Origin of the sequence: Klebsiella sp. 28 (assembly GCF_018223905.1) — a bacterium.
GTDB lineage: Bacteria > Pseudomonadota > Gammaproteobacteria > Enterobacterales > Enterobacteriaceae > Klebsiella > Klebsiella pneumoniae.
In genome coordinates, this window is sequence record NZ_JAGRQY010000047.1 from 29,166 (window position 1) to 44,322 (window position 15,157).

The window sequence follows — 15,157 nt, forward strand, 5'->3', positions numbered from 1 at the left end:
TTATGATCCTGATGATACTCGCGCCACTTGTTGGTGTGCTGGGGGCTATTCTGCTCTCATTCGGTGCCTGGGTTATTTACCCCCCTGCTGGCTACATTACTGGCGGTATTCTGTGCCTGCTCTGGTCATGGCTTGTATCCCGCTCCCTTTCCGGTAACTGGAAAATTGAATCCGGGGAGGGTGGCTAATGTTTTTTCCCGGAATGTTTACGAAAAGCACCGCATCGGTCACGACGCCAGCGGAACTGGCGGAAGCTGTAGGGATGACTTACGACACCTACACTGGAAAGCGCGTTAGCAGCCAGAAAGCGATGCGACTTACAGCAGTCTTTGGTTGCATAAGAGTTCTGGCTGAGTCTATGGGGATGCTTCCCTGCAACCTGTACAAAATCACTGGTAACAGCAAGCAAAAAGCGACCTCTGAAAGGCTGCATAAATTACTGACCATGAAGCCAAATGACTATATGACCCCCCAGGAGTTCTGGGAGCTGGTCATTGTGTGTCTTTGCCTGCGCGGTAATTTTTATGCCTACAAGGTCAAAGCGCTGGGTGAAGTGGTCGAGCTTTTACCCATTGATCCGGGCTGCGTTGACCCTAAGCTTAACAGTCAGTGGCAACCGGTATATCAGGTCACGTTCCCTGATGGTTCTACGGATGTGCTGGGTCAGGATGATATCTGGCACGTCAGGACGTTGACCTTTGACGGGCTGGTGGGCCTGAACCCAATCGCATACGCAAGGGAGGCCATTTCTTTGGGTATGGCGACAGAAGAACACGGCGCCCGATTGTTCGCAAATGGCGCGGTCACTTCTGGCGTTCTCCGTACTGAGCAAACGCTGACTGATGCAGCCTATGAACGGCTGAGAAAAGATTTTGAAGATCGCCACCTTGGGCTCAGCAATGCGCATCGTCCGATGATTCTTGAAATGGGTCTTGACTGGAAGTCGATGGGACTCAACGCCGAAGACAGCCAGTTTCTTGAGACCAGAAAATTTCAGCTGGAGGAAGTCTGCCGCCTGTACAGGGTGCCGATGCATATGGTGCAGAACACTGACCGCGCCACCTTCAACAATATTGAAAACCTTGGCATTGGCTTCATCAACTATTCACTCGTTCCGTACATGACCCGTATTGAGCAGCGAATCAACGTGGGGCTGGTGAAGGAATCGAAGCAGGGCACCTATTATGCCAAGTTTAATGCCGGTGCTTTGCTGCGTGGGGATATGAAATCAAGATTTGAATCGTATTCAACCGGTATTAACTGGGGCATTTACTCACCAAATGACTGCCGTGAACTGGAGGATATGAACCCACGCTCTGGCGGTGACGTTTATCTGACGCCGATGAATATGACGACCAAACCGTCTGACAGCAATAAGAGCAAAACAACCGAGGAACAACATGATGCCGATGACTAAACAGCGGCTGGATATTCCGCTGAAGCTAAAGTCTGTCAGCGACAGCGGGGAATTTGAAGGCTATGGCTCTGTGTTTGGCGTTAAGGACAGTTACGACGATGTAGTTGTTCCCGGCGCTTTCAGTAAATCGCTTCAGTCATGGCGGGAGAAAAACGCGCTGCCAGCTATGCTCTGGCAGCATCAGATGGATGAACCTATCGGTGTTTATACCGAAATGAAAGAGGATGACGTCGGCTTATATGTCAAAGGCCGGTTACTCATTGATGATGATCCTCTTTCAAAGCGAGCGCATGCCCACATGAAGGCCGGTTCTTTAACCGGCCTTTCTATTGGTTACATGCTCAAAGACTGGGAATACGACCGTGAGAAAGGCGTGTTTCTCCTAAAGGAAATCGACCTTTGGGAGGTCAGTCCCGTAACGTTTCCGTCGAATGACGAGGCGCGGGTCAGCGATGTTAAAAGCGCGTTTGCCCGTGGCGAAACACCATCCCAGAAAAGTATTGAACGGGTCCTGCGCGATGTTGGGCTCTCCCGCACCCAGGCCAAAGCATTCATGGCCGGGGGCTATGGCAACCTCTCTCAGCGTGACGCTGATGGTGTGGATGCCGCACTGGATGCACTGAAAAACATCAAATTTTAATCAGGAGTTGAATTATGGCAGTCGAAATTAAAGACGTTGAGCAGGTCGCGCAGGATTTGCAGCAAAAATTCGATGATTTTAAAGCGAAAAATGATAAGCGCATTGAAGCTATCGAAGCTGAAAAAGGCAAGCTGGCCGGAGAAGTTGAAACACTTAACGGCAAGCTGACCGAGCTGGATCAGCTTAAAACCGCGCTGGAGGATGAGCTTAAACAGGTTAAACGTCCAGCTGGTGGCACTCAAAGCAAGGCCGCAACCGAGCACAAAACCGCTTTCATCGACTTTATGCGCAAGGGTAAGGATGACGGATTGCGTGATCTGGAGCGTAAAGCCCTGCAGGTTGGCGTGGATGAAGACGGCGGATATGCTGTCCCAGAAGAGCTGGACCGCACCATTCTTAATCTTCTGAAAGATGAAGTAGTGATGCGCCAGGAGGCCACAACTATCACTGTTGGCGGTGCCAACTATAAAAAGCTGGTTAACCTTGGCGGCACCGCTTCCGGCTGGGTCGGTGAAACCGATCCCCGTCCGGCTACTGATGCGTCTAAACTCGGTCAGATTGAACCGTTCATGGGTGAAATCTACGGAAACCCTCAGGCAACCCAAACGATGCTGGATGATGCCTTCTTCAATGTAGAGGACTGGATCAACAGCGAACTGGCGGTTGAGTTCTCCGAACAGGAAGAAATCGCTTTTACCAGCGGTAACGGTACGAAAAAACCGAAAGGCTTCCTGGCCTACGCCTCCACTCTGGAGGACGATAAAACCCGTGCCTTTGGCACGCTGCAGCACATTCTTTCCGGTGCGGCGGCGGGTGTGACTGCCGATGCGATTATCAAACTGGTCTACACCCTGCGCAAGGTTCATCGCAACGGTGCTAAATTCATGATGAACAACAACAGCCTGTTTGCCGTTCGCATTCTGAAGGACTCCGAGGGTAACTATCTCTGGCGTCCGGGCCTTGAGCTGGGCCAACCCTCTTCTCTGGCAGGTTATGGTGTTGCTGAGAATGAGCAAATGCCGGATATCGCAGCAGATGCGAAAGCCATTGCGTTCGGTAACTTTAAACGTGGCTATACCATCGTTGATCGTATTGGTACCCGCATCCTCCGCGATCCGTACACCAACAAACCATTCGTTGGTTTCTACACCACCAAACGTACCGGCGGAATGCTTGCCGATTCTCAGGCCATCAAACTGCTGCAGATCGGTGCTGGCGCATAATCTGATGGGGCTTCGGCCCCATTCTTATGGAGGTCATTATGCTGCTGAAAAAAGACCTGAAATGGTCACCTGATGGCATTCAGATCATAAACATTCCCGCCGGTGAATATGAGTCTGGATCACTTCCTGAGCGCGCTCTTGAGGTTGCTGCTCAAATGGGGATTCTTGACGGCACTGAACAACCGGAAACTGAAACAACTGTTAAGCCTAAAGTCGGTAATAAGCGGGGTGAAGGCAAATGAAGCCCTCTGTAAATGAGCTTCGTTACCAGTGCCGTATCGACAGCGATGACGATACAGAGGATGTGATGTTAACTCTCTACCTCAATGCCTCCTTGAAGCACGCTGAAAAAATCACAAATTGCCGTCTTTATGATAACGCTGTTCCAGACGACGACCCTGACGGGTTGGTAATCGAGGACGATATCAAACTGGCCCTGATGCTGTTGGTTTCGCACTGGTATGAAAACCGGGAGCCTGTTAGTAGCGACAGCGTTAATACTATTCCGTTTGGCGTTAAATCAATTCTGGAACAGCATCGAAAAATTCCTGGGACGTAGGGGGACTTATGCAGGCAGGGCGATTACGGCACCGGGTCACCATTCAAAACTTCACAACCTCCAGAACGCCTTCAGGTCAGCCGGTTGAAAAATGGGAAGATGGGAAAACCATCTGGGCCGAGGTTAAGGGTATAAGCGGTCGTGAACTTTTAGCCGCTGGCGCTGAGCGTGCCGATGCCACCATTCGAGTCTGGGTGCGTTTTCGTACAGATATCTCAGCTTCTTCCCGCCTGAAAGTACGCACCGGCCCGTTTAAAGGTGCCGTTCTTAACGTTACCGGCCCTCCGGTTCCGGATATCAAAGGTACCCGGCTGGAAATTCTCTGCAAACAGGGGACCGAAAAATGATTGATGTGAATCTGGATTTTTCCGGGTTGCAGGATATTGCCCGCGATCTGCAAACGCTCAGCAAGGCCGAAAATAATAAAGTTCTCCGGGAGTCGACCCGTGCTGGTGCCGAATTGCTCCGCGAGGAGGTGATTGATCGCGCTCCTGAGAAATCCGGAAAACTGAAGAAAAACGTTGTTGTCGTCACCCAGAAAAGTCGCCGTCGCGGTGAAATTTCATCTGGGGTGCATATTCGTGGCGTTAACCCGCGAACGGGGAATAGCGACAATACAATGAAGGCCAGCAACAAGCGGAATGCGTTTTACTGGCGCTTCGTGGAGTTGGGAACATCTACAGCGCCTGCACATCCGTTTGTTCGCCCAGCTTTTGATACCCGCATGGAAGAAGCTACGCAGGTGGCGATGCAGCGGATGAATCAGGCTATCGATGAGGTGTTATCAAAATGACAGAGGATGATCTCTATGACCTGCTGTCGACGCTGGCAGACGGGCGGGTTTATCCGTATGTGGTGCCGCTAGGCAGCGACGGACTTCCTGCAGTTTCCACTCCCTATGTCATTTTCTCGATACCGACTGATGTTGCCGGGGATGTTTTCTGCGGCCAGGCAGAGTCGACACTGCGCATTCAGGTTGATGTATGGGCTGAAACGAATGACGAAGCCAGAGCGTTACGCCTGGACGCCCTGGCTCGCCTGCAGGTACTTTCACCTGTCGAGGTGACAAAAATTCCTGGCTACGACACGACAACCCATCTTCATCGGGCAACCCTCGAAATAACGGTCATTGCCTGACAAAAACCAATCCAATCCGACCGCCACTGGCGGTTTTTTCATTTATGGAGGCTGCGATGTCAGCACTATTTGAACGTGCCCAAAAAACGGTAGTAATGATTACCTCTGTGCCGGTCACCGAGGCAGAGCTGGATACCGCAACCTGGTTAAACCTGAGTTGCACTATCAAACAGGCAAGCTTTACCGCTGGTCAGAAAAACGATATTGACGTGACAACGCTCTGTTCGGATGAAACGGAAAATATCAACGGCCTTCCTGCTCCGTCTGAAATGTCACTTTCCGGTAACTTCTACCGCAACCCGGCGCAGGATGCACTTCGTGCCGCATATGATAACGACGGGGTTTATGGGTTTAAGGTTATTTTCCCGTCTGGTAATGGATTCCTGATGCGCGCTGAGGTACGACAGCACACCTGGGATTCTCAAACCAATGGCGTGGTTGCTGCAACGTTCTCGCTGCGTCTGAAAGGTAAACCCACCAATATTAACGCCCCAGGAGTCCTGTCCTTTGCTACTGACCTTCCGGCGTCCCAAACGGTCGCGGCAGGAAGCGCCCTGACCATGGGCGTGGTCGTCCAGGGCGGTACGGCACCTTATACCTACGCCTGGAAAAAGGGCACCTCGACGGTCAGCGGCCAGACCAGCGCAACGTTTACGAAAGCCAGCGCTGTATCCGGTGATGCCGGGGTTTATTCCTGCGTGGTTACTGATGCCGATGGCACTGTGATCACTTCTTCTGATTGCACCGTCACCATCAATTAACGGAGCGCCGGGAGACCGGCGATAAAATTAATGTCAAAACCGAGTCTTAAAGCACTGGCACTGGCACCGATGGCGGGCTTTCGTAAAAAAGAAGTCTCCGTTCCGGAGTGGGATAACGCCAAAGTCATCATTCGTGAGCCATCAGCAGAAGCCTGGATTCGCTGGCAGGGCATTGCCAGCCCGGAACCACCCAAACTACCGGAAGGGCAGGAGCCCCAGGAGGCACCAGAACTGACCCCTTCAGAACGAGCCTTCCGCACGATGCGGGCCGACGTCACGCTTTTCATCGATATTTTGCTGGATACCGACCTGCATCCCGTCTTTACTGTCGATGACACCGAACAGGTTGAAGCGATCTATGGCCCTGTGCATTCCCGGCTGTTGAAGCAGGCACTTGATCTCATTCGTGACGCGGATGATGCTAAAGCAAAGTAAAAATGCCTGGCATGCAGTTCCTGATGGCGCTGGCGCTCCGGATGGGCCGCACGCTGGGCGAACTGCGACAAACAATGACGGTTGGCGAATTCAGGATGTGGGCTGAGTACGACCGTATCAGCCCAATCGGCGATATTCGCGGCGATATCCTCAATGCTCAGCTGGTATCTGCGGTTTACGGAGCGCAGGGCGGTAAAGTCACCATTGAGGATGCTCAGCTTCAGTGGAGCACAGAAGAGATTGAGGTAAACGACGGCGGCGATCCCTTTACAGGGCTGGAAGCGGCGCTGCTGGCTGCGTCAGCATAGCCAGTAATAATTCGTGTGGATGCCACTCATAACAGGTGTTATGTTGTTTTTTTTGACACACGGAGTGCTTTAAATGACTACTACTGGCTGGATATTATTATTTGTTTTTGCTCGCCTTATTGATCTTGTTATCTGGTATTTCCTGAACAGAGGAAGCGTAAGAGCTAATGATCAGATCGCTATGCTTAAAGAAATCTCTGAAAAGCAAAGTGCTCAAATTGATCTTCTGATTGCACTTGCTCATAAAAAAGAGGAACCAGAAAAAGATTATCTGGAAGAAGCAAGGAAAAAAGCTGGTTTAATTTAATAATATTGAAATCATAAAAAAGCCCCACAATGTGGGGCTTTTTGTTTCTGAGGAAATGAAATGGCAACCCTGCGTGAACTTATCATTAAAGTTTCTGCTAACTCTCAGTCATTCCAGACCGAGATAGCCCGCGCGTCACGTATGGGGGCTGATTATTATAAGACAATGCAGAATGGCGGCAGGCAGGCTGCGGCTTCAGCTCGGGAAACTCGCCGTTCTATTGCTGAGCTAACTGACCAGATGGAGTCAGCAAAGGCTACCGCACTGGGGTTAACCGGGGCATTTGCTGGTGCTTTTGCTACGGGGCATTTAATAGCCCTGGCTGATGAATGGAATTCAGTAAACGCTCGCCTAAAACAGGCATCTCAATCAACTGATGATTTTACCAGCTCTCAAAAACAGCTGATGGATATCAGTCAGAAAACGGGTACATCTTTTTCTGACAACGCTAATTTATTTTCCCGTTCAGCAGCCTCAATGCGGGAATATGGTTACAGCTCCAGCCAGGTGCTGGATATTACTGAGGCTATTTCTACTGGTTTAAAACTTTCTGGCGCGAATGCTCAGGAGTCCAGTTCGGTCATCACTCAGTTTAGCCAGGCTCTGGCGCAGGGCGTGCTGAGAGGTGAAGAATTCAATGCCGTCAACGAGAGCGGCGACAGGGTTATACGGGCGCTTGCGGCAGGGATGGGGGTTGCGCGTAAAGACCTTAAATCTATGGCGGATCAGGGGCAGTTAACCATTGATAAAGTAGTGCCAGCCCTCATCAGCCAGCTTGGTAAGCTACGGAATGAATATGGTGAATTGCCGCAGACTGTTTCATCGTCGGCAACAAAAGTTGAAAACGCTTTTATGCAATGGGTCGGTGGAGCTAATGAAGCTAGTGGCGCGACAAATACCCTAACCGGATTACTTGATGGCGTAGCCAACAATATTGATCAGGTCGCCACTGCTGCCGGAGCGCTTGTTGCCGTTGGTGCAGCCCGATATTTGGGAAATATGGCTCTTGGTGCCAGCTCTGCAACGGCTGGGATTATTAACGCTGCAAAAAGTGAAGTAGCTTTAGCTGAAGCCCAGGTCAGAGGGACGCAGGTTTCGACAGCTCGCGCGCGTGCTGCAGTTTATCGTGCTCAGCAGGCACTGGCAGCGGCGCGGGGTACAGACGCGCAGGCCGCCGCAGAAAAACGGCTCTCACTGGCGCAGGAGTCACTTAACCGTAATATTCAGGCCAGAGTATCCGCTCAGACTGCGCTGAACTCGGTTACTGCTGTAGGTTCCCGGCTCATGGGTGGAGCATTAAGCCTCGTTGGCGGTATTCCAGGGCTGGTTTTGCTTGGTGCCGGTGCCTGGTACACGATGTACCAGAATCAGGAGCAGGCCAGATTATCCGCTCAGGAATATGCAAACACCATTGATGCAGTCCGTGAAAAAACAAAATCAATGTCCCTGCCCGAAGTTTCTGATAATGAGACCAAAACCCGTCAGGCGCTGGAGGAGCAAAACCGTCTTGTTGATGCACAGGCATCAAAAGTAAAAAGCCTGAAGGAAGAGATCGCGGGCTATCAGTATGTTCTGTCCAACCCCGGGCCGACAACCAGTGGCGGTTTCATGATAAACCACCTTACTTCGGTTGAAACGGTCACCCATAGTCTGGAAGAAGCGACTTCCGCTCTGGCCGTTGAACAGGAGAGGCTGACTCAGATGCAGGCTAAGTCTGAGTCGATCCAGTCGGTACTGGAAGGGATAGAGAACAGGCGAATAGCATTAATCCGGCAGCAGGCCGCAGAACAAAATTCAGCATATCAATCGTTATTAATGATGAACGGTGAGCATACTGAATTTAACCGTTTGCTGGGTCTCGGAAATAATCTCCTCATGGCCCGGCAGGGGCTGGTAAACGCACCACTACGCTTACCACAGGTAGACCTGACAACCCAGCAAACGGCTGCACTGGAAAAAAGCCGCCGTGACCTGGCGCTTTCAAAACTCAAAGGAGAGGACAAAGAACGCGCACGACTGGGTTACGCTGCGGATGACCTGGGGTTAACTAACGATCCTCAGTTTCAGACCGGACGGCAGGAGTTGATTAATAACGGCCTGAATGAATGGAGAAACAACCAGGAAAATAAACCCAAGCCAAAAGGAAGGCATGGGAAAACCGAGGCGGAGAAAACCGAAGATACCTATACCCGGTTGATTAAACAGCAACGGGAGCAAATTGCTCTTTCCAGCCAAAACACTGAACTGGCAAAGATGAAATATCAGGTTACTCAGGGGGAATTATCTTCGCTTGAAAAATCCAAAAAGGAAACATTGCTACACAATGCTGCGCTTATTGATCAGAAAAATATCGCTGAACAGTTAAAAACATTCCGCGAAGGTCTGGCCGACAGTAATGCTGCCGCCCGGGAAAGGGGGAATATCGATTTCCTCGGCGCGGGACAAGGGGATAAAGCCCGTGATCGAATGAAGGAAATGGCGGATATTCGCGCTGATTTTCTGAGGCAGCAGCGTGATTTACAGCGTGATTTCAGTCGTGGGCAGATTTCCGAAGACCTGTATAAAAAGCAAACGGAAGCGCTTAAAACGGCGCTTGCCGAACGCCTGGATATTCAGGAGGAGTATTACAAAAAAACCGATGAACAGCAGTCAGACTGGCGCGCGGGAATCAGCGATTCCCTGATGAACTATGCCGATCAGGCTTCTGATCTGAGTTCAATGGCTGCCACTGCAACCAGCGAGATTCTGGATGCCACCACAAACTCTATCTCTAACAACCTGACAAACGTCCTGACAGGCGCTGCTTCTTTTAAAGATGGGATGTCTAATATTTTCTCTTCCCTGGGCGAAACGGTGATTAAGACGCTGATCCAGATGGCAACACAGGCGTTAATCACCAAAGCAATTATGGCGTCATTTGGCGGCGGAGCGGGTGGGTTGTTCGGTAGTCTTTTTGGCGGTGCCAGCGGTGCGGCAAGTAGTGGTACCGCTATTCAAAGCGCGGGAGCTAATTTTTCATTTAACGCTCTCGGAGGCGTTTACGATTCTCCGTCACTTTCTGCCTACAGCAATGGTGTTTACAGCACTCCCCAATATTTTGCGTTTGCGAAAGGGGCAGGTGTATTCGGCGAGGCCGGGCCCGAAGCCATCATGCCGCTTACCCGTGGCGCTGATGGTTCGCTGGGGGTTCGTGCGGTTGGACGTGAGTCACCGGCAGTCCAGGATGCTGCAAGGCAGATTGAGGCGCAACCAAGAATCGCGGTCAGTGTTGATGCCCGTAGCACGTTTAGCGGGCAACCTGACGACGCAACAATGCTGGCAGTAGATCGAAGGAATGCTGCACTGGAACGACGCATCATCAACACACTCACTGCTGAAGTAAATAACCCCCAGAAGAAATTCGGACGCGCCATCTACTCTAATCTACAGCCCAAAAAACCAAGATAGACTGCCCGGAGGGAAAGTTAATGGCGGATATTATCTATCCGGATGAGTACCTGCCCATGCCTCTTATGGACGGGTACGGTTTTAAGCCCATCTCACCTTTACTGCGAACGGAAATGACGTCCGGTCGAGCAAGGCAAAGGCGGCGATACACCTCAACACCCACCCATGCCTCGGTTAAATGGATTTTTCAGACTGATGCGCTGGCGCAGGTGTTTGAGGCCTTTTTCAGGGACGCACTGAAAGACGGACAGTCCTGGTTCTATCTGAGGCTCCAGACTCCGATCGGGGTAAAGCCCTACAAAGCCAGGTTCATTGATATTTACGAAGGTCCGACACTTGTCGCGCCAAAATACTGGCAGTACAGCGCAACGCTGGAGTTATGGGAGCGTCCGTTACCGCCTACAGGATGGGGGAATTACCCGGAATGGCTGGCTGGTCAGTCGTTACTGGATATTGCGCTAAACAGAGAGTGGCCTGAGCATGACAATTCTTGAGCAACTTTATGCAAGCAGCGGCTCTGAAGTCATTCACGACACGCTGCAGATCACGGCAGGTGATCAGAACTACTGGCTTACCCGCGGGTGGGACAATATTACTGTCTCGTTAGAAGACGGGCAGCAGGTAACGTTTGAAGGGTGTGCTATCGATATAGCATTGCCTGCCAGGAATGCCGACGGAACGCAAGATCTGAAATTTTCCATCAGTAACATCGATGGTGTCGTATCCGATGCGATTGACAGAATTCTGGACGAAATGAAATCGGCAACACTGACTTTTCGGCGGTATATCTCCTCTGATTTATCTGCACCAGCGGCATCGCCTTACACCCTTGATGTGAAATCCGGATCGTGGACGGCAACTGCGGTGCAGGTAACTGCCGGATATATGAACATCCTTAAAACGGCCTGGCCGCGTAATCGTTATAACCTGGCTGAACATCCCGGTCTTCGTTATATGTCTTCCTGAGGTATTCACATGTTCCATTCTGATAAATACCTTTCGGTCAAATGGCTGAAGGGCGGACGCGTTTATCCTGAGCTCGACTGTTTCGGCATTATCAATGAAATCCGCGGCGATCTCCTTCTCCCGTTATGGCCGGATTTTTCCGGCGTGACGAAAGATGAGGGAGGGCTCGATCGTGAGGCCAGGAAGTTTATGAAATCCCTCACACGCTGTGAGCCTTGTATCGGGGCCGGGGTTGCTTGTTATTCAGGATCAACCGTGACGCATGTTGGTATCGTTGTTTTGCTGGATGGCCAGTTGCAGGTTGCCGAATGTAATCCGGGAACCAATGTCACCTTTCTACCTCTTCCGCGATTTGTCCGTCGGTTTAACCGTGTGGAGTTCTGGCAATGACGATAAGAATCTACCCTTCCCGGCTCCCCGGAGAACCGCTTGAAACTCATGAGCACGGCAATATTACGCTGCATCAATGGATGGTCAGAAATGTTCCTGGGTACAGCCAGGACAGATCGCACCCAGTTGCCGTTGAATTAAATGGCCGCACACTTCCTCCCGATGAGTGGCCGCTTTGCCAGTTGAGCCCTGACAGTGATGTCAGAATTTATCCTGTTCCCTACGGAACGGGGCTGGAAATTGCTGTCTGGGTTTCTGTTGCGATATCAGCTGCCAGCGCAGCCTACTCGTTGTTCTTCGGGCCGAAAGTCGATCTCGGTGGTTATTCATCGGGGAGTGGTCGCTCACTTGAGCTTAATCCAGCAAAAGCTAACACGGCAAAACTAGGTGACCCGATACGTGAGGTGTTTGGTCGATGCCGCATCTATCCTGATTATCTGGTGCAGCCGGTTACCCGTTTTGACCCCGATGATCCAACGCGAATGACGGTCGAAATGTTTCTTTGTGTCGGGCAGGGGAGATTTTCGTTTACGGGAGGAGATAAACGGATTGGAGAAACCCCGGCAGCCTCGCTGGGTGATGGTTTCAGCGATAAGGTGTACCAGCCAGGAGAAGACGTATCTTCTGATCCGCGAAGTGAAAACTGGTTCAACTCGACAGAAGTCGGCGGAACATCAAGCGGAACAGGACTGGATATGGCCCAGACGTCGCCTGATTCCGACGATATTATTGCTGATAGCATGACTGTTTCTGGTGCATCCGTAACGTTCACAGGGCTGGACACGGATGATGGTGACGATGACGACGAGGATGATAATTCTCTCCCGGACAGCTGGGTAACTGGGACCATAGTAGAAATTAAGGCACCGACAAATTATCTGATCTCCACTTCTTCTGGTTACAGTGTCTTTGCCAGCTCGTTGCTTACCGAACTTGCTCCCGTAGCGGGTATGCCGGTGACGCTGAGTTTCAACAGTGTTGATTATGACCTCGTCATTGCGTCCTATACCCCGGGTCAGGAAGCAGTGCCTGGCGAGGGTGGCAGCGCGGCAAAAATTCAGGCCAGTGCGGCTCCCGTCACCTACGACTTTTCGACCAGCTCCAGTACGTTCATGATCACATGGCAGGGCACCACCTATACGGTGTCGCTGGTAGCGAACTACATCTCGATGTCGGGACTGCTGGCGGCTATCACCGAGGGGCTCACTGGCTCCGGCCTGGTCGCGCGGGACAACGGCGGTACAGTACTGATAACCGAGGCGGCCAGTCCGTTCGTTGGTGGGGCAATCACATCCTCCTCGCTGCCTGCAGCCGTTTTCGGTGATGCCCCGGTTTACACCTCCGGCACGGCATCAACCGGTGGCAGCCCGGCGGTAACGGCAAACGTGACGCTTGCGTATAACAGCACTACGGGAACCGCATTCTCGGGCATGCCTGAAGGTGTGCAACGGCTTTCACTTGCTCACCGAGGCAACGAATACCAGATCGTCTCGTCCGACGGCACAACGGCGACAGTGGAGCGCCTGGTTTCCGGTGCTATTGATGAGTCATGGCCGGGATTCACCGCCAGGACGATGATCGACTATGAGGCCACTGGTCTTAACGACACGCTGAGCTGGCTGGGGCCGTTCCTGGTTTGCCCTGAAAATGAGACCGTCGATATGTTCGAGGTGAATTTCTCTTTCCCGAACGGTATTTGCGGCTTTGACAGTAAGGGCAAAAAACGGATTCGCCATGTTGAGTGGGAGATTCAGTATCGCGTCTACGGTTCCGGATCGGGATGGGTGAGTCACCAGGGCGAGTACGCGCTGAAAAACATCAACGGGTTAGGTTTCACTGAGCGGATCACCCTCAGTTCTCCGGGGCTGGTGGAAGTTCGCTGTCGTCGACGCAATGAGCAGGGCAGTAATAACGCGCGCGACAATATGTACTGGCAGGCTTTGAGAGGGAGGCTTCTGGCAAGACCGGTATCCTACTCAGGTGTAACAACCTGGGCAATTACCGTTGAAACCGGAGGGAAGCTGGCGGCACAGTCTGACAGGCGCGTCAGCGTGGTCGCTACCCGTGAATATGAGGGGGGAGGTAACAGAACTATAAGCGGCGCATTCCGTCATGTGGCAAATAGTCTTGGATTTAATGCTAATCAGCTCGACACCTCTGCAATAAATGCTCTTGAAACTGCCTGGTGGACGCCGAGGGGAGAATATTTTGACTATGAGGCAAGCAGCGACAGTGCTTCAGCGAAAGATATTTTCGACAAAATCACCGAAGCAGGCATGAGCTATTTTTTGCTATCAGATGGGCTCTTATCTGCCGGGCGCGAAGGTATCAAAACCTGGACCGGGATCATCACTCCCCAGGATACGGTAGAGGAAATGCAGACATCATTCAGGGCCCCTTCTGATGATGACTATGACGGTGTTGACGTCACATATATCAATCCGGTTACCTGGGCAGAAGAAATCGTTCAGTGTCGGACTGCTGATAATCCTGTGCCACGCAAAGTGGAGTCGTACTCTCTGGGCATTGTAATGACTGCAGATCGTGCTTACCGGATAGGTATGCGCAGGCTCATGAAATATCTGCACCAGCGCAGGACCTATGAATGCACAACTGAGCTTCTTGGCTGGTGCTATCAGTTTGGCGATCACATCATTCTTTCTGATGATATTCCGACGGGTAAAACAATCAGCTGTCTGATTGAACGCGTGACATTTGATGATGAAGTTATCACGTTAACAGTCACTGAGATTCTTGACTGGAGCTATGCTAATCCTCGCTGCTGGATTCAGTTTCAGGGGGGACGGCCGTCGACTCGTTTGCTAACGCCGACACGTGTCGATGACTTCACCCTTACTATACCGTTCAACGACGACCTACACCCGGAAGACTGGATAATGGATGATCCGGATGTTGAATTACCTCGCCTGTTGTTTTGTGACAGTGAGAAGGGGGCGCGGCACGGTATCGTTCAGGAAATTGTCCCGTCTGATGACTGTACTTGCCAGGTCACAGCCCCGGAATATAAAGAAATCTTTTACGCATACGACGACGCTACATACCCTGGCGACGTAGCTTAGCAATTTCAAAAAAATCAATTCACCCGCTTCGGCGGGTTTTTTCATTTTTGGAGCACAATGTATGGCCAACATCGAAAAACTTGGCTCGTCATCACCAGAGGTATTGCTTAAGAATGCAACTAACCTCGATAAGTTAGTCAATGGCCGGGAATCGGAATCATTACCTGATCGCTTTGGTGTACTGCGCAAAACCTGGCACGGCATGGAGATGATCTTCAGCCGCTTTATAGACTACATCACTGGTCGCGGCGAGCAGGCAGTTGCAGCTATCGGCTGGCAGGAGCTTGGCAACTGGGCTGTTGGTCTGGCTGTAGATAATCGCCAGCAAATCGTCTACTACAATGGCTCCTGGTACAAATACCTTGGTGAGCTTGAGCACGTCATTGCCGGAGATTCTCCTGAGAACGATGGCGGTGTGTGGTCGGCTGCTAACCCCACGGGGAAATGGTCGAACATCGGTGACGCGGCTCTTCGCTCAAACCTGGGT

18 protein-coding genes and 1 pseudogene are annotated in these 15,157 nt (G+C 51.5%); all 19 read left to right on the forward strand.

All coding sequences use genetic code 11. The features are described from left to right. The first annotated feature begins 2 nt into the window (after positions 1-2). Positions 3-188 (forward strand): hypothetical protein, encoded by a 186-nt coding sequence (locus tag KHQ28_RS29160; protein ID WP_021313630.1) that lies wholly within the window; start codon positions 3-5, stop codon positions 186-188. After that, positions 188-1,417: a phage portal protein gene (locus KHQ28_RS08690; protein WP_004899640.1), complete on the forward strand. Its 1,230-nt coding sequence runs from the start codon at positions 188-190 to the stop codon at positions 1,415-1,417. Before KHQ28_RS29160 ends, KHQ28_RS08690 begins: the two co-directional genes overlap by 1 nt. Further along, positions 1,404-2,057: an HK97 family phage prohead protease gene (locus KHQ28_RS08695; protein WP_004884313.1), complete on the forward strand. Its 654-nt coding sequence runs from the start codon at positions 1,404-1,406 to the stop codon at positions 2,055-2,057. The genes KHQ28_RS08690 and KHQ28_RS08695 overlap by 14 nt, the downstream gene beginning before the upstream one ends. A gap of 14 nt (positions 2,058-2,071) precedes the next feature. Beyond that, entirely contained in the window at positions 2,072-3,280 is a 1,209-nt protein-coding gene (locus KHQ28_RS08700; RefSeq protein WP_021313628.1) for a phage major capsid protein, read from the forward strand. Between the two features lie 38 nt (positions 3,281-3,318). After that, on the forward strand, positions 3,319-3,522 hold the full coding sequence (locus KHQ28_RS08705) for a hypothetical protein (RefSeq protein WP_021313627.1): 204 nt from the start codon (positions 3,319-3,321) through the stop codon (positions 3,520-3,522). Next, positions 3,519-3,839, forward strand: coding sequence for a head-tail connector protein (locus KHQ28_RS08710; RefSeq protein ID WP_021313626.1), 321 nt, complete (start codon positions 3,519-3,521; stop codon positions 3,837-3,839). The genes KHQ28_RS08705 and KHQ28_RS08710 overlap by 4 nt, the downstream gene beginning before the upstream one ends. Before the next feature lie 8 nt (positions 3,840-3,847). Beyond that, positions 3,848-4,186, forward strand: a complete 339-nt coding sequence (locus KHQ28_RS08715) for a phage head closure protein (protein WP_032408655.1) — start codon at positions 3,848-3,850, stop codon at positions 4,184-4,186. Further along, on the forward strand, positions 4,183-4,632 hold the full coding sequence (locus KHQ28_RS08720; RefSeq protein WP_019705270.1) for an HK97-gp10 family putative phage morphogenesis protein: 450 nt from the start codon (positions 4,183-4,185) through the stop codon (positions 4,630-4,632). The genes KHQ28_RS08715 and KHQ28_RS08720 overlap by 4 nt, the downstream gene beginning before the upstream one ends. After that, a complete protein-coding gene (locus KHQ28_RS08725) occupies positions 4,629-4,976 on the forward strand; it encodes a DUF3168 domain-containing protein (RefSeq protein WP_016530186.1) in 348 nt (115 codons plus the stop codon). Before KHQ28_RS08720 ends, KHQ28_RS08725 begins: the two co-directional genes overlap by 4 nt. Before the next feature lie 56 nt (positions 4,977-5,032). After that, complete coding sequence (locus KHQ28_RS08730; protein WP_021313623.1) at positions 5,033-5,737, forward strand: immunoglobulin domain-containing protein; 705 nt, start codon at positions 5,033-5,035, stop codon at positions 5,735-5,737. A gap of 30 nt (positions 5,738-5,767) precedes the next feature. Beyond that, positions 5,768-6,172, forward strand: a complete 405-nt coding sequence (locus tag KHQ28_RS08735) for a phage tail assembly chaperone (RefSeq protein WP_029497345.1) — start codon at positions 5,768-5,770, stop codon at positions 6,170-6,172. A gap of 2 nt (positions 6,173-6,174) precedes the next feature. Continuing rightward, on the forward strand, positions 6,175-6,480 hold the full coding sequence (locus KHQ28_RS08740) for a DUF4035 domain-containing protein (protein WP_032418748.1): 306 nt from the start codon (positions 6,175-6,177) through the stop codon (positions 6,478-6,480). A gap of 73 nt (positions 6,481-6,553) precedes the next feature. Continuing rightward, positions 6,554-6,787 (forward strand): YebO family protein, encoded by a 234-nt coding sequence (locus KHQ28_RS08745; protein ID WP_016530182.1) that lies wholly within the window; start codon positions 6,554-6,556, stop codon positions 6,785-6,787. A 60-nt stretch (positions 6,788-6,847) separates the two neighbouring features. Then, positions 6,848-10,234, forward strand: coding sequence for a phage tail tape measure protein (locus KHQ28_RS08750; RefSeq protein ID WP_032418749.1), 3,387 nt, complete (start codon positions 6,848-6,850; stop codon positions 10,232-10,234). A gap of 20 nt (positions 10,235-10,254) precedes the next feature. Further along, positions 10,255-10,728 carry a hypothetical protein gene (locus KHQ28_RS08755; protein WP_023301979.1) on the forward strand — a complete coding sequence of 158 codons (474 nt, stop codon included), beginning with the start codon at positions 10,255-10,257 and terminating at the stop codon, positions 10,726-10,728. Continuing rightward, on the forward strand, positions 10,715-11,200 hold the full coding sequence (locus KHQ28_RS08760) for a DUF1833 family protein (protein WP_021313618.1): 486 nt from the start codon (positions 10,715-10,717) through the stop codon (positions 11,198-11,200). The genes KHQ28_RS08755 and KHQ28_RS08760 overlap by 14 nt, the downstream gene beginning before the upstream one ends. A 9-nt stretch (positions 11,201-11,209) precedes the next feature. Continuing rightward, positions 11,210-11,590, forward strand: a complete 381-nt coding sequence (locus KHQ28_RS08765) for a hypothetical protein (RefSeq protein ID WP_021313617.1) — start codon at positions 11,210-11,212, stop codon at positions 11,588-11,590. Continuing rightward, on the forward strand, positions 11,587-14,670 hold the full coding sequence (locus KHQ28_RS08770; protein WP_032418750.1) for a host specificity factor TipJ family phage tail protein: 3,084 nt from the start codon (positions 11,587-11,589) through the stop codon (positions 14,668-14,670). Before KHQ28_RS08765 ends, KHQ28_RS08770 begins: the two co-directional genes overlap by 4 nt. Before the next feature lie 61 nt (positions 14,671-14,731). Then, positions 14,732-15,157: pseudogene (locus tag KHQ28_RS08775) on the forward strand (hypothetical protein); the annotation flags it as partial.

Coding starts and splice junctions, on each gene's coding strand:
- KHQ28_RS08755 (WP_023301979.1), top strand. CDS start 10,255: ATGGCGGATATTATCTATCCGGATGAGTACCTGCCCATGCCTCTTATG.
- KHQ28_RS29160 (WP_021313630.1), top strand. CDS start 3: ATGATCCTGATGATACTCGCGCCACTTGTTGGTGTGCTGGGGGCTATT.
- KHQ28_RS08705 (WP_021313627.1), top strand. CDS start 3,319: ATGCTGCTGAAAAAAGACCTGAAATGGTCACCTGATGGCATTCAGATC.
- KHQ28_RS08720 (WP_019705270.1), top strand. CDS start 4,183: ATGATTGATGTGAATCTGGATTTTTCCGGGTTGCAGGATATTGCCCGC.
- KHQ28_RS08725 (WP_016530186.1), top strand. CDS start 4,629: ATGACAGAGGATGATCTCTATGACCTGCTGTCGACGCTGGCAGACGGG.
- KHQ28_RS08715 (WP_032408655.1), top strand. CDS start 3,848: ATGCAGGCAGGGCGATTACGGCACCGGGTCACCATTCAAAACTTCACA.
- KHQ28_RS08695 (WP_004884313.1), top strand. CDS start 1,404: ATGCCGATGACTAAACAGCGGCTGGATATTCCGCTGAAGCTAAAGTCT.
- KHQ28_RS08710 (WP_021313626.1), top strand. CDS start 3,519: ATGAAGCCCTCTGTAAATGAGCTTCGTTACCAGTGCCGTATCGACAGC.
- KHQ28_RS08690 (WP_004899640.1), top strand. CDS start 188: ATGTTTTTTCCCGGAATGTTTACGAAAAGCACCGCATCGGTCACGACG.
- KHQ28_RS08765 (WP_021313617.1), top strand. CDS start 11,210: ATGTTCCATTCTGATAAATACCTTTCGGTCAAATGGCTGAAGGGCGGA.
- KHQ28_RS08740 (WP_032418748.1), top strand. CDS start 6,175: ATGCCTGGCATGCAGTTCCTGATGGCGCTGGCGCTCCGGATGGGCCGC.
- KHQ28_RS08700 (WP_021313628.1), top strand. CDS start 2,072: ATGGCAGTCGAAATTAAAGACGTTGAGCAGGTCGCGCAGGATTTGCAG.
- KHQ28_RS08730 (WP_021313623.1), top strand. CDS start 5,033: ATGTCAGCACTATTTGAACGTGCCCAAAAAACGGTAGTAATGATTACC.
- KHQ28_RS08760 (WP_021313618.1), top strand. CDS start 10,715: ATGACAATTCTTGAGCAACTTTATGCAAGCAGCGGCTCTGAAGTCATT.
- KHQ28_RS08745 (WP_016530182.1), top strand. CDS start 6,554: ATGACTACTACTGGCTGGATATTATTATTTGTTTTTGCTCGCCTTATT.
- KHQ28_RS08750 (WP_032418749.1), top strand. CDS start 6,848: ATGGCAACCCTGCGTGAACTTATCATTAAAGTTTCTGCTAACTCTCAG.
- KHQ28_RS08735 (WP_029497345.1), top strand. CDS start 5,768: ATGTCAAAACCGAGTCTTAAAGCACTGGCACTGGCACCGATGGCGGGC.
- KHQ28_RS08770 (WP_032418750.1), top strand. CDS start 11,587: ATGACGATAAGAATCTACCCTTCCCGGCTCCCCGGAGAACCGCTTGAA.